The organism is Agrobacterium sp. LAD9 (genome assembly GCF_003031125.1).
GTDB classification, from domain to species: domain Bacteria; phylum Pseudomonadota; class Alphaproteobacteria; order Rhizobiales; family Rhizobiaceae; genus Agrobacterium; species Agrobacterium radiobacter.
In genome coordinates, this window is the sequence record NZ_PHGS01000009.1 from 236,171 (window position 1) to 249,894 (window position 13,724).

Sequence of the window (13,724 nt, forward strand, 5' to 3'; positions counted from 1 at the left end):
TCAAGTCCTTGATCGCGCTGGACTCATTCCCCACGGCGCAGACGCGCCGTGGCTGGATGCCGGATTATCCTCGGGCTTGTTCCGGGGACCGGCATGACGGAGGAGAGGTTTCAACCTCTTTCATGGCCGGAGCGATCCGGCCATTTTTATTTGCCGCGCGAACGATACCCGGTTCTCTCTACCGGCCCGATCCGCTAGAGCTTGATCGATCATGATTTGCGGAGGGATCTATGCTGGATTTGATTTGGCGCGGCATTGCCATGGGCATTGGCGGTACCGTGTTTATGGACATATGGGCAATCATACTGCACCGGTTTTTTGGCCAGTCCGCCCCCAACTGGGCGCCGGTCGGCCGCTGGTTCTGGCATGTGCCGAAGGGCAGGATATTTCACGACAGCATCGCCACGGCGGCACCTTACGAGCATGAGCTCGTGCTCGGCTGGATTTCGCATTACGCCGTCGGCATTCTCTACGGCGTCATTCTTGCGCTGGTGGTCCCGGCCGCGTGGTTTGCAAACCCGTCCTTCATTGAGCCGTGGATCATCGGCATCATAACGGTGGGCGCGGGCTGGTTCCTGCTGCAGCCGGGTCTCGGCATTGGCTGGGCCGCATCAAAAACGCCGAACCCCACGAAGGTTCGCGTCCTCAACCTCGTGGCCCATACCATCTTCGCCCTAGGCATGTATGCCGTAGCGCTTTTGATGCGTTGAATGAAAAGGGGGCTGAAAAGCCCCCTCTCCTTAGATATTCGCCGAGAACGTATCGCAATCCTCGACACGGCCGCTCTGGAAACCGCGCTTGAACCATTCCGCGCGCTGTGCCGAGGTGCCGTGGTTGAAGCTGTCAGGCACAACATAGCCTTGAGTCTGCTTCTGCAGCGTATCGTCGCCAATCTGGTGGGCGGCATTCAGCGCTTCCTCGAGGTCGCCGGTTTCGAGAATGCCCTTCTGTTCGGTAAACTTGCCCCAGATGCCAGCATAACAATCCGCCTGAAGCTCGACTCGCACGGACATCTTGTTGGCATCCACCTGGCTCATGGACTGGCGCCGGCGGTTGAATTCCGGCAGAACGCCGGTCAGGTTCTGGATGTGGTGGCCCACCTCATGCGCAATCACGTAAGCCTGTGCGAAATCGCCGGCCGCACCGAAACGCTTGTCCAGTTCATTGAAGAAACTGGTGTCGAGATAGACCTTGCGGTCACCCGGGCAATAGAACGGGCCGCTGGCGGCAGAGGCATAACCACAGGCGGATGACACCTGCCCGGAGAACAGAACCAGCGTCGGTTTCTGATAGGTCTCCCCGGCGGACTGGAAGATGCCGCTCCAGGTATCTTCCGTCTCAGCCAGCACGGTGCGCACGAAAGCCGTCGTCTCGTCCGACGATTCGCCCTGCGGGCGTGTGCCGGATTGCTGGGTGCCGGATTGTTGCGTCGTGCCACCGCCGTCCATCGAGATGTCGCCACCCGTAAGCAGCGTCAGCGGGTTGATGCCAAGCACCCAGCTGATCAGCAGGATGACTACAATGCCGCCGATACCGATGCCGCCACCGCGACGCCCGATCGGCACGCGCATTCCGCCACGGGAAAAAGGATCGTTACCGCCTGGCCCCGATCCCGCCGACATGCCACGCCGATCCTCGATATTGTCCGACTGGCGGCGCCCTCTCCATTCCATGCTATTCTCCCGGCGGATACCGCCTTAACAAGCTGCCATATAACGGCACTATAATACATCTTGTTCCGGAAGAAAGCAGAGGTGGCGAACGGAGTCTCTCAAGCGGCTCTGCGTCTTTGTTTCAATACGGTCAGAAACAGGAAGGCAAACACGAGAGCGCCGGCGGAAAGGGCCGCAAAACCGGCTTTGCCATCACCAAAAGCAACCTCATGCATGAGGCGACCGGGAACGAAGGTGAAACCTCCGGCAACAACGATGCCGCCGAGATAAACGCTCTGCATGATGCGCATATGACGTCTGATATCGCCGCGCCGCGCGAAATAGACCGATTGCAGACAGCCATAGAGGGTGAAGGCGGAGAGCAGATGGATCGGGCTGAAACCGTAAAACACCCTTAATTCATGGATGAAGAACGTCGAAACGGAAGTCGTGACCATCAGCATCACCCAGATCTTGCCGAGCAGCCGGTGGATGGCGGTTCCCTTGGGGCGCAGGAAGATGAAGGCGCCGAGAATGGCTGCGGGCACGACGGTGGCGACATGGAATTGCACGGCAAGCGGTGCGTCTAACAAAGGCTGGAATGACATGGGTGCTGTTTCGGCTCGGTTGAAATCACCGGCAATTTCGGCAAAACATGCGCTCAAGAAAAACGGATTGACGCCAACCGCAGGAAAACTTCGTGGATCACCCGTATCTGCAATCCACGCTTCGTGAAATGCACGCCGTCCTGCAATCGCGCAGGCTGTGGCTGACATTTCTCGCCGTGCTGGCGATCTTCATCGTGACCGGGCCTTTCGGCACGAGCGAAACCATGAGTTTCGCCGACCGGTTGCTTTACTGGACAATCATTCAGGCCGTCGCCTGGACATTCGCCATATCCTTTTCCATCATCGCCAACAGCATCCTTGCCGGCAGCATCGAAAACATGCTGACGCGCATGATGATCGGTTCGCTGACGGCCACCCTGCCGATCGGGCTCATGCTTACCGTCACGAACCGGGTATTTTCAGGTAAGGAAATGGGTTTCGGCCCCTTTTTAGAAAGCAGCCTGTCGGCCCTGCCTCTCTGTGCCATCTTCTGCCTGCTGAGTTATCTCACCACCGGCCAGTCGCTCGAAACAACGGCCAACGCCGTTACGGACACAGACGATGATACCAAGCGTGAGGTGAAAGGCGTCGCGCCGCTGCTGGAGCGGCTGCCACCGCAAAAGCGCGGAGAATTGCTGCGGCTTTCGGTGCAGGACCATTATACGCAGATCGTCACCACGCGCGGGCGTCAGCTCGTTCTGCTGCGTTTTGCCGATGCTCTGAAAGAGATTGGCGAGACGCAGGGCTTGCAGGTACACCGGTCGCACTGGATCGCCGATGCCGATGTCGTCGCGCTGCGTAAACAGGCGGGCCGTCTGCTTCTCATGACAAGGGACGGTTCGGAAATCCCCGTCAGCCGCTCTTATAATGCAGCGGTGCAGGCCCGTTTTGCGGCCCTTGCCCCAGCCCGTTAAGAGTTTCTGTCGATTCCGGAATTTATGGGGTTCCGTTCTCAAAAACATTTGCCTATAAGCCGCTTCTAGCCTGAAAACTTTGAATTGCGCGCCCCGGCCGGTGATCCTTCACCCTGGCTGGTGTTTTGCGCAACCAAAAAGCGGAACGAGAGAGCCCATGCCGAAGCGCCAAGATATCAAGTCCATCCTCATCATCGGCGCGGGACCGATTGTCATCGGCCAGGCATGTGAATTCGACTATTCCGGCACGCAGGCCTGCAAGGCGCTAAAGGAAGAGGGTTACCGGGTCATTCTGGTCAACTCCAACCCGGCCACCATCATGACAGATCCGGGCCTTGCCGACGCCACTTACGTTGAGCCGATCACGCCTGAAGTCGTCGCCAAGATCATCGCCAAGGAGCGCCCGGACGCGCTTCTGCCGACCATGGGCGGCCAGACCGCGCTCAACACCGCGCTTTCTCTCAAGCGCATGGGCGTTCTCGACCGCTACAATGTGGAAATGATCGGCGCGAAGCCCGAAGCCATCGACATGGCTGAAGACCGCGCCCTCTTCCGCGAAGCGATGGCACGCATCGGCCTCGAAACGCCGAAGTCCATGCTCGCCAATGCGACCGAAATCAAGGACGCCGACCGCAAGAAGCACGAAGCCGCCCGCACTGAACTGAAGGGCAAGCTTTCCGGCCCCGATCTCGACAAGGCGCTGGACGACCTCGAAAACCAGTGGAACCTCGGCGAAACCGACCGCAAGCAGCGTTATATGGCGCACGCCATGGCAATCGCCGCCCAGGCCATCGACCATGTCGGTCTGCCCGCCATCATCCGCCCGTCCTTCACGCTCGGCGGCACCGGCGGCGGCATTGCCTATAACCGCTCGGAATTCTTCGACATCGTCTCCGGCGGCCTCGACGCTTCGCCGACCACTGAAGTTCTGGTCGAAGAATCCGTCCTCGGCTGGAAGGAATATGAGATGGAAGTGGTCCGCGACACCGCGGACAATTGCATCATCATCTGCTCCATCGAAAACATCGATCCGATGGGCGTCCACACCGGCGACTCGATCACCGTTGCACCTGCGCTGACGCTGACCGACAAGGAATACCAGATCATGCGCAACGCCTCGATCGCGGTGCTGCGTGAGATCGGCGTGGAAACCGGCGGCTCGAACGTGCAGTTCGCCGTCAATCCAAAGGACGGCCGCCTCGTCGTCATCGAAATGAACCCGCGTGTATCGCGCTCGTCTGCGCTGGCCTCCAAGGCGACCGGCTTCCCCATCGCCAAGATTGCCGCCAAGCTCGCCATCGGCTATACGCTGGACGAACTGGAAAACGACATCACCGGCGGCGCAACGCCTGCCTCGTTCGAACCCTCGATCGACTACGTCGTCACCAAGATCCCGCGTTTCGCCTTCGAGAAATTCCCCGGCGCCTCGCCGATCCTCACCACCGCCATGAAGTCGGTCGGCGAAGTCATGGCCATCGGCCGCACCTTCGCAGAATCGCTGCAGAAGGCGCTGCGCGGCATGGAAACCGGCCTCACCGGTCTCGATGAAATCGAAATCCCCGGCTTTGAAGAAGGCGAAGGCTCCAAGAACGCCATCCGCGCCGCCATCGGCACCCCGACGCCTGATCGCCTGCGCATGGTCGCACAGGCGCTGCGCATGGGCATGACGGCGGAAGAAGTTCACGAAAACTCGAAGATCGACCCCTGGTTCATCGCCCAGTTCAAGGCCATCGTGGATATGGAAGCCCGTATCCGCGAGCAAGGCCTGCCACAGGACGCCGAAAACCTGCGCATGCTGAAGGCCATGGGCTTTTCCGACGCCCGCCTTGCAATTCTGACGGGCAAGCGCCCGAAGGAAGTGGCAGAGCTGCGTAACAGCCTCAACGTTCGCCCGGTCTTCAAGCGCATCGATACCTGCGCGGCCGAGTTCGCTTCGCCCACCGCCTACATGTATTCGACCTACGAAATTCCCTTCGTCGGCGCTGCCCGCTCGGAAGCGCAGGTTTCCGACCGCAAGAAGGTCGTCATCCTCGGCGGTGGTCCGAACCGTATCGGCCAGGGCATCGAGTTCGATTATTGCTGCTGCCATGCCGCCTTCGCGTTGAAGGATGCCGGCTTCGAAGCGATCATGATCAACTGCAACCCGGAAACGGTTTCCACCGACTACGACACCTCCGACCGTCTCTATTTCGAGCCGCTGACGGCCGAAGACGTAATCGAGATCATGCGCGCCGAGCAGGAAAAGGGTGAACTGGTCGGCGTCATCGTGCAGTTCGGTGGCCAGACCCCGCTGAAGCTGGCCGAAGCGCTGGAAAAGAACGGTATCCCGATCCTCGGCACCGCGCCTGACATGATCGACCTTGCCGAAGACCGCGACCGCTTTCAGAAGCTGCTGATGAAGCTCGACCTCGCCCAACCGAACAATGGCATTGCCTATTCGGTCGAGCAGGCACGCCTCGTCGCCTCCGAAATCGGCTTCCCGCTGGTTGTGCGTCCTTCCTACGTTCTGGGTGGCCGCGCCATGCAGATCATCCATTCGGAAGGCCAGCTCCAGACCTATCTGCTCGACACGGTTCCGGGTCTCGTACCTGAGGATATTAAGCAGCGTTACCCGAACGACAAGACCGGCCAGATCAACACCCTGCTCGGCAAGAACCCGCTTCTGTTCGATAGCTACCTGACCAACGCCGTCGAAGTCGACGTCGATGCGCTGTGCGACGGCGAAAACGTCTTCGTTTCCGGTATCATGGAACACATCGAAGAAGCCGGCATCCACTCGGGCGACTCGGCCTGCTCGCTGCCTTCGCGTTCGCTGAGCAAGGAAACTCTCGACGAACTGGAACGCCAGACGACGGCTCTTGCCAAGGCGCTCAATGTCGGCGGCCTGATGAACGTTCAATACGCCATCAAGGATGGCACGATCTACGTTCTCGAAGTCAACCCGCGCGCCTCGCGTACCGTGCCTTTCGTCGCCAAGACCATCGGCGCGCCGATCGCCAAGATCGCCGCCCGCGTCATGGCCGGTGAAAAGCTCGATGCGGCGATTGCCGCCTATGGCCAAAAGCCTGATCCGCGCAACCTGAAGCACATTGCCGTCAAGGAAGCCGTGTTCCCCTTCGCGCGCTTCCCCGGCGTCGACATTCTGCTCGGACCGGAAATGCGTTCGACCGGCGAAGTCATCGGCCTCGACACGGATTTCGCGCTGGCCTTCGCCAAGAGCCAGCTCGGCGCCGGCGTCGATCTGCCCCGCTCCGGCACGGTCTTCGTTTCCGTGCGTGACGACGACAAGGAAGGCGTTCTGCCGGCCATCCGCATTCTGGTGGAAAGCGGCTTCAAGGTTCTCGCAACCGGCGGCACCCAGCGTTTCCTTGCTGAACAGGGCATCAATGCCGAAAAAATCAACAAGGTGCAGGAAGGCCGTCCGCATATCGAAGACGCCATCCGCAACCGTCAGGTCCAGCTGGTCATCAACACCACCGACAGCAACAAGGCGATCTCTGACTCGAAGTCGCTGCGCCGCGCGACGCTGATGCAGAAGGTGCCTTACTACACGACGATGGCCGGTGCGGAAGCAGCAGCCCTTGCCATCAAGGCGCTGAAGGCCGGCAATCTGGAAGTGAAGCCGCTGCAGAGCTACTTCAACTAAGCTTTCTGCGGGAGAAGCCCGCAAGATTGAAACCAAAACGCCGCGGATCCCCATGTCCGCGGCGTTTTGCATCGCGTAATCCCGCTGCAATCCGTTTCGGGTAGCAAAAAGACATCATCCCACGCGAGGCACATGATGTCTTTTCCTACACCTGAAAAATCCGCTTCCGCCATCGGTCGCATCATTTCCCTGAACTTGAAGCTGCAGGGTTAACTCATGGCTGGACGTCCGCCAGGCCCGGAGCGCGTGGCTTTTCCGCTGCGGATCGAACCCGCGATATTGAATCAAATCCGCCACACCGCGAACGATGAACTGCGCAGCATCAATGCCCAGATCGAGATATTGCTGAAAGAAGCCTTACGGCATCGCGCCGCGATGGATACGAGCGCGCCAAGAGGCTGAACCGCAAGCTGTCAGCCGCAGAAACGAGGATGCCCCTAGGCGGCCATCGCCTCGCGAACGCAATTGCGCCCTTCGGTCTTCGCGCGGTAAAGCGCGCGATCCGCCATTTCGGCAAGCGTCTGGAGATCGCAGCGCATGTCGCCGGTGGCGGCAACGCCGATGCTGATCGTCACTCCGACACGCAAACCGCCGCAGTCGACCTCGCTGACCGCAATCGCATCGCGAATACGTTCGCCGATCATGCAGGCCTTGTGAACGCCGGCGCCTGGCAGATAGATGATGAATTCCTCACCACCGTAACGCGCCAGCACATCCCCACCACGGATGCTGCCGCCAATGCGCTTTGCCACTTCCTGCAGCACGCTATCGCCGACGGCGTGGCCGAAACGGTCGTTGATCGACTTGAAGTGATCGATATCGAGCAACATGGCCGCGTCGGCGGGATGAGGCGTCGCGGGCATGGTCTGGAAGAAGAAGCGCCGGTTCTTAACGCCGGTCAGGGGGTCCGTATTGGCAAGAACCAGCAATTTCCGTTCCGACCGCTCGGCAACCAGCATCATCACGAACAGGGCGATCGCGAAGTTCAGCATGATGATGAAGAAAAACGCATTGACCAGATTGAGGGTGGCATAGCCGGGAAAAAGCACGCTTTTCATCACCGCCAGCGAAATGAGACCGGAGACGCCAGTAATCGCACCCAGCGCCAGACGGGAAAGCAGCGGCTCCCTGCGCCATCCGGCAAAAAGCACCAACGCCCCGGCGATATAGGCCAGCGACGCGCAGCCATTGAAGAGCGCCGCGCGAAGCGCATTATTGTCCGCCACCTGATGCGCGACGACCATCGTCAGCACGGCGATAAAACACACAAAGGATAGGATTCGCCGGTCGACGGCGCGTCCATCGCTCAACGTCTTCAAACCGAGCCAGATCAGCGCATAACCCACAACACCAAAAACGACACTGCCCAGTTGCCATAAAGCCGGCGACAATATTCCCCATTCTCCGTAACCGGCAAGCGTGGAGCCAATCGCCATCGTCGCAAAACCCGCCGCGAGAGGAATGGGACCGCGCAAATCGCGATTGGTCATTTTCAGGTAGATAAAACTCAAAAGCCCAACGATGTAGGAACACTTTTGCATCAATATGACTGTCGTAAGGTCGAGCTCACCCAACATGATTTGTCCATATAAATTCGGAGGACTTAATTATAATACTAAGTATAAAATTTTAATAAAAATAACATATAAATAATCAATAAATTATACTACTGTAAGTTAATATTCGCCTATTGAAATAAATCTCCAATCGCAGATAGAAATCTATTCGAACGCTCTAATAAACTGCATATCCTTTGTGAATTTTGCCATTTCCGCCTCTTTCGCCTGCGTATCGACAAAGCGCAGTAGATAGGACGGGTGCACAGTGACAAAAAGCGTCCGGCCCTCCTCCATTGGCAAAGGACGCCCCCGTATCTCCGTGACCTTTTCCTTGCCGCCGGTCAGCGCATAAAGCGCCGTTGCGCCCATGGCAACGATCAGTTTTGGCCGAACAAGCGCGATTTCCTGATTGAGCCACCAGCGGCATTGCTCCACTTCGCCCGCATTCGGACGCTGATGAATGCGCCGTTTGCCGCGCGTTTCGTATTTGAAGTGCTTGACGGCATTGGTGACGTAAAGCTTTTTGCGTTCGATGCCGATTTGGACGAGAGTCCGGTCAAAGAGCTGGCCGGCCGGGCCGACTAAAGGTTTGCCGGCGAGATCCTCGTGATCGCCAGGCTGCTCGCCCACGATCATGATGTTCGCATCCTCTGGGCCAGAGCCGAAAACCGTCTGCGTGGCGTTGCAATGCAGGGGGCAGCGGGTGCAATGGCCAGCCTCCCGCGCCAGCGACGCGAGCGTACCATCCGGCGCCGGTTGCGGCGTCTCCCGTGCAGCGGCCGCAGCCTGCAGGCGGTGGTGAAACGGCTGCGGCTGGCTTGCCGCTTTGGCGGCCATCTCCAGCACCCGCGCCTCTGCTCCGAGAACCAGACCGGGAATGAGATCAGCTTCCGGCAGGTTCTTCCAGTATTTCTTTGGCATCTCCGCCGTCATGGCTTTGATCTTCAGGCGGGCCGGATTGAATATATTGGCATAATAGGTCCGCCAGAGTTCATCCGTCTCGTCCGTCAGATCAGGCTTTTCCGCCGCCTCCCGCGAGGTCTGCAGCGCGTTTCCGTCCCACCGTGCAGAGCCCTTCGGCGTGGCGATCAGCCAGTCCATGTCGGTAAACCGCCGCTGGAAAAACGCGGCCGTGCGCTCGACGATGAAATGGTCAGGCTCGAACCAGGCAATAAACCGCCGCCGCCCGCCCTGCCCCTGAGGCAAGGGCACTTCCTTGAATCGGACAAAAGCCGTCATCTTGTGACAATCGCGTCGGACGGATTTCTCAAGCAGCCGGACATCTGAAACATCTGGATCGGACTTGAACTGCAACAGCGCGCGATCCTGCTTCAGCCGCCACAACAGCCGGTAAAGCAGAGCAAAACGCCCGGGATCGCCATGACAGATGACGGCCTGCGCCAGCGCCACGAACGAGGCTGGAACGGAAACCTGCCCGGACCCAGAACCGGCCGCCGGCAAGGGCTCGCCGGCAAAATCCAGCAGCCCTGCCCCGTCATCCCGCAACCGCCAGTCAATCATCTCGGGTCGAATATCGGCGGCAAGCGCCGCGCGGGCGGCATCGCGCCACTCGCCGAAATCACCCCGCCCTTCCAGAACCGGGCCGTACATCACAGGAGCGATAATTGCTCGGGCTGCGGCGCAAACATCGCCCGCAAATCCGGCCGCTCGGTCAGCTTGCCCGGCGTCCAGCCCTCTGCGACGATGAAGGCCTTCACCTTTTTCAGGGAAACACCAAAGCGGGCAATATCCTCCAGCCGCAACCGCCGGAACCGTCGCGACGACAGGACGGATGCGACCGTCTTCGTGCCGAAACCGGGCACGCGCAGCAGCATTTCCCGATCCGCCACGTTGACGTCCACAGGGAAACGTTCGCGATGCTTCAGCGCCCAGGCAAGCTTCGGGTCGATATCGAGATCAAGCATGCCATCGCCCCCGATCGCGGTTATCTCACCGATGTCGAAGCCATAAAAGCGATACAGCCAGTCGGCCTGATAAAGCCGGTGTTCACGCATGAGCGGCGGCTTGATGAGCGGCAGGTTCTTCGACGAATCCGGAATGGGGCTGAAGGCCGAATAATAAACGCGCCGTAAACCGTAGCTGCCATAAAGCCGGGCGCTGGTGGAGAGAATGGTGCTATCGTCTGCGCCATCGGCCCCCACGATCATCTGCGTGCTCTGACCGGCCGGCGCAAAGCGCTTGGTCTTGCGTGTCCGGACGGTCGGCTCCCCCGCCTCCTCGATCTTCAAACGGATATCGGCCATGGAGCGGCGAATATTGGCGGGCTGCTTTTCCGGCGCGAAGCGGCCAATGCCGCTATCGGTGGGCAATTCGATATTGATCGAAAGACGATCCGCATAAAGTCCCGCCTCCTCGATGAGCCTGGGCGATGCTTCGGGAATAGATTTCAGGTGGATATAGCCGCGAAAACCATGGGTAACGCGCAGTTCACGCGCCACGCGCACCATCTCTTCCATCGTGTGATCGGAGGAGCGGATGATGCCGGAGGACAGGAACAGCCCCTCGATATAGTTGCGCCGATAAAACTCCAGCGTCAGCCAAACCACTTCTTCTGGCGTAAACCGCGCTCGCTCGACATTGCTGGAAGAGCGGTTGATGCAATAGGCGCAATCATAGATGCAGAAATTGGTCAGTAGAATTTTCAGGAGCGAAATGCAGCGCCCGTCCGGCGCATAGGCATGGCAGATGCCCGACCCTTCCGTGGAGCCCAGACCGCCTGACGCTGCGGAGTTGCGTTTTGTCGTGCCGCTCGATGCGCAGGAGGCATCATATTTCGCCGCGTCGGAGAGAATGGCCAGCCGTTGCCTGATCGACTTCTTCATAGCTATGTTCACTATATGTTCCATTGAGGAATGTCAATAATGGCAGTCAAGCCTTTGATTGAATGAGGAAATACTCACACCTCAAATTTGCTGGCATTTCGCTGTCGTCTTCTGATATAGTCGGCTCAGTTATGATTTTGGCATGGTTCCGGAGTTCCTCTCCGGAACCTGTTTCTTTTTGTGTCTGCAAGTAAAGCGACCGGAATGCGAAGGATAAAAAAATGGTAGAAAAAGTACCGATGACTCAGGGTGGATTCGTCAAGCTGCAGGAGGAGCTGCGCTTTCGCCAGCAGGAGGAGCGTCCCCGTATCATCGAGGCAATTGCGGAAGCGCGCGCCCATGGCGACCTTTCGGAAAACGCCGAGTACCATGCTGCCAAGGAAGCCCAGAGCCACAATGAAGGCCGCATCACCGAACTCGAAGACCTGACCGCACGCGCGGAAGTCATCGACCTGTCCAAGATGTCGGGCTCGAAGATCAAGTTCGGTGCCACCGTCAAGCTGATCGACGAAGATAGCGACGAGGAACGAACCTACCAGATCGTCGGCGACCAGGAAGCCGATGTGAAGGCTGGCCGCATCTCCATCTCCTCGCCGATTGCCCGCGCCCTGATCGGCAAGGAAGTCGGCGACAGCATCGAAGTCAACGCGCCCGGCGGCGCCAAGGGCTACGAGATTCTCGCGGTACAGTGGGGCTGATTGCCCCGACGTGCAATGCGCCCCATGCGGGCGCATTGCTTTTTGACGTATTGAATCTCCAAACCAGCCGCAGAGACGGAAGCCCATCTTGTCCCACGTCAGTCTGAAAGATGTGCAGGTGCTTGCGCCGAACTTCAAGCGCAGGCTCTCCGGCGTCACTTCCACCATCGTTCAGCTGATACCCGTGCAGAACCGGCTGGGACAGAAGGTGGCCGTCATCGGCCCCGGCCTGCCGCCGCATCTGCCGCATGTGCGTTTCCGCGATCTGTGGCGGCTCTGGCAAAACGGCCCGCAGGGTGGCCCGCGCATCTGGCATGCCCGCCGCAACCTCGAAATGCTGCCGGGTCTTCTGATGCGCGATGTGCTGCGCATGAAGGTGAAGCTGCTCTTTACCTCCGCGGCACAGAGGCGGCATTCCGCCTATACCCGTTTTCTGATTTCGAAGATGGATGCCGTGGTTGCGACCAACGCCCGCTCCGGCTCGTTCCTGGAAGTGCCCCATCGCGTCGTCATGCATGGCGTCGATACCGACCTTTTCCACCCGGCCACCGGTCCGGAAGATACGATCGCGGCAACCGGCCTGCCGGGCCAATATCTGATCGGCTGTTTCGGACGCGTGCGCCACCAGAAGGGCACCGATCTATTCGTGCGCGCCATGATCGAACTTCTGCCCAACCATCCGCAATGGACAGCCGTAGTGTCCGGCCGCGTCACGGCGGAACACAAGGCCTTCGGTGATGCGCTCAAGGCCGATGTCGCCGCAGCCGGCCTTGCCGACCGCATCGTATTTCAGGGCGAAGTTGACGACATCAAGCCCTGGTACCGGCGGCTGACGCTCTATGTCGCCCCATCCCGCAATGAAGGTTTCGGCCTGACACCGCTCGAAGCCATGGCCTCCGAGACGGCCGTTGTCGCCAGTAATGCCGGCGCTTACGAGGAAATGATCGTCACGGGCGAGACCGGGGCGGTTGTCGATGCGGGTGACTATGCCTCGCTGAGAGACGCGATAAAGACCTATCTCGCCGATCCTGCTCTGGCCAAAGCCCACGCAAGTGCCGGACTTGCGCATGTGCGCAGCACTTTTCCGCTGGAAAAAGAAGCGACAAGTCTCGGCGAAGTCTATGAGGCGTTGCGGCGGGGGTAATGCCCCCCGAAGCCGACAAAAAGCCGGCCAATCAGATTTCCACCAGACCGACGCGCTTGACCTGACGGATGGTGAGCATGGTGCGCACCGTATCGACATTTTCGTCCGCCGTCAGAACCTCGATGACGAAATCCTGAAATTCCGTCAGGTTCTTGGCGACGCAATGCAGCAGGAAGTCGCTTTCGCCCGACACCATCCAGGCCTGCCGCACCAGCGACCAGCCGGCGGTTGCCGCCGCAAAAGCCTTCAGATTGCTGTCCGACTGGCGCTTGAGACCGATCATGCAGAAGGCGACGAGGTCGAAACCGAGCTTCGGCGCGTTCAACATGGCGTGATAACCCTCGATCACGCCCGCCTCCTCCAGCTTGCGGACCCGCCTGAGGCAGGGCGGCGCGGAAATACCGACCCTTTCGGCCAGTTCCACATTGGTCATGCGCCCGTCGCGCTGCAATTCGCGCAGGATTTTCAGATCGATGGCATCGAGTTCGACGCTGGTCACGGAGGAGTACCTCGTTAAGCTGTAGAACTTCCTTGTACTATTCGGCGCGGGATTCGCAACATTATGCCGCCGCCCGGTCACAAAATTGCGCGCGCATCCACAACTGCCTTGTTGGTAACGCAAGGCTGCCCTTGAATAAAGACACTAGACAACCTTAAATA

12 protein-coding genes are annotated in these 13,724 nt (G+C 59.2%); 6 read left to right on the forward strand and 6 right to left on the reverse strand.

Annotated elements, in window-relative coordinates; translation table 11 throughout:
• Window positions 1-230 precede the first annotated feature (230 nt).
• Window positions 231-710, forward strand: coding sequence for a DUF2938 domain-containing protein (locus tag DA915_RS10840; RefSeq protein ID WP_107675810.1), 480 nt, complete (start codon window positions 231-233; stop codon window positions 708-710).
• A 30-nt stretch (window positions 711-740) separates the two neighbouring features.
• Here the strand turns inward: DA915_RS10840 and DA915_RS10845 are convergent, their stop codons facing one another.
• Together DA915_RS10845 and DA915_RS10850 are read right to left on the reverse strand one after the other, a co-directional pair.
• Window positions 741-1,673 carry a neutral zinc metallopeptidase gene (locus DA915_RS10845; RefSeq protein WP_004430442.1) on the reverse strand — a complete coding sequence of 311 codons (933 nt, stop codon included), beginning with the start codon at window positions 1,671-1,673 and terminating at the stop codon, window positions 741-743.
• Window positions 1,674-1,771: 98 nt separating this feature from the next.
• A complete protein-coding gene (locus DA915_RS10850; protein ID WP_107675811.1) occupies window positions 1,772-2,260 on the reverse strand; it encodes a DUF2306 domain-containing protein in 489 nt (162 codons plus the stop codon).
• Window positions 2,261-2,352: 92 nt separating this feature from the next.
• On the opposite strand from DA915_RS10850, the gene DA915_RS10855 reads away from it, so the two are divergent.
• The 3 genes from DA915_RS10855 (at window position 2,353) to DA915_RS10865 (ending at window position 7,222) form a co-directional block, all read left to right on the forward strand.
• Entirely contained in the window at window positions 2,353-3,174 is an 822-nt protein-coding gene (locus DA915_RS10855) for a LytTR family DNA-binding domain-containing protein (RefSeq protein WP_020808736.1), read from the forward strand.
• A gap of 157 nt (window positions 3,175-3,331) precedes the next feature.
• Window positions 3,332-6,820, forward strand: coding sequence for a carbamoyl-phosphate synthase large subunit (carB, locus tag DA915_RS10860; RefSeq protein ID WP_107675812.1), 3,489 nt, complete (start codon window positions 3,332-3,334; stop codon window positions 6,818-6,820).
• A gap of 216 nt (window positions 6,821-7,036) precedes the next feature.
• On the forward strand, window positions 7,037-7,222 hold the full coding sequence (locus DA915_RS10865; RefSeq protein ID WP_107675813.1) for a hypothetical protein: 186 nt from the start codon (window positions 7,037-7,039) through the stop codon (window positions 7,220-7,222).
• 35 nt (window positions 7,223-7,257) lie between these two features.
• Here the strand turns inward: DA915_RS10865 and DA915_RS10870 are convergent, their stop codons facing one another.
• From DA915_RS10870 to DA915_RS10880, 3 genes are all read right to left on the reverse strand, one after another.
• Complete coding sequence (locus DA915_RS10870; RefSeq protein ID WP_107675814.1) at window positions 7,258-8,397, reverse strand: GGDEF domain-containing protein; 1,140 nt, start codon at window positions 8,395-8,397, stop codon at window positions 7,258-7,260.
• A 144-nt stretch (window positions 8,398-8,541) separates the two neighbouring features.
• Window positions 8,542-9,990: a UdgX family uracil-DNA binding protein gene (locus tag DA915_RS10875; RefSeq protein ID WP_107675815.1), complete on the reverse strand. Its 1,449-nt coding sequence runs from the start codon at window positions 9,988-9,990 to the stop codon at window positions 8,542-8,544.
• On the reverse strand, window positions 9,990-11,222 hold the full coding sequence (locus DA915_RS10880) for a putative DNA modification/repair radical SAM protein (RefSeq protein ID WP_107675816.1): 1,233 nt from the start codon (window positions 11,220-11,222) through the stop codon (window positions 9,990-9,992). The genes DA915_RS10875 and DA915_RS10880 overlap by 1 nt, the downstream gene beginning before the upstream one ends.
• 221 nt (window positions 11,223-11,443) lie before the next feature.
• Here DA915_RS10880 and greA point away from each other — a divergent pair, with 221 nt between their 5' ends.
• On the forward strand, window positions 11,444-11,920 hold the full coding sequence (gene greA / locus DA915_RS10885; protein ID WP_004430419.1) for a transcription elongation factor GreA: 477 nt from the start codon (window positions 11,444-11,446) through the stop codon (window positions 11,918-11,920).
• An 88-nt stretch (window positions 11,921-12,008) separates the two neighbouring features.
• Window positions 12,009-13,064 carry a glycosyltransferase family 4 protein gene (locus tag DA915_RS10890; RefSeq protein ID WP_087744650.1) on the forward strand — a complete coding sequence of 352 codons (1,056 nt, stop codon included), beginning with the start codon at window positions 12,009-12,011 and terminating at the stop codon, window positions 13,062-13,064.
• A 31-nt stretch (window positions 13,065-13,095) separates the two neighbouring features.
• Here the strand turns inward: DA915_RS10890 and DA915_RS10895 are convergent, their stop codons facing one another.
• Window positions 13,096-13,563 carry an Lrp/AsnC family transcriptional regulator gene (locus DA915_RS10895; protein WP_004430414.1) on the reverse strand — a complete coding sequence of 156 codons (468 nt, stop codon included), beginning with the start codon at window positions 13,561-13,563 and terminating at the stop codon, window positions 13,096-13,098.
• Between the last annotated feature and the right edge of the window lie 161 nt (window positions 13,564-13,724).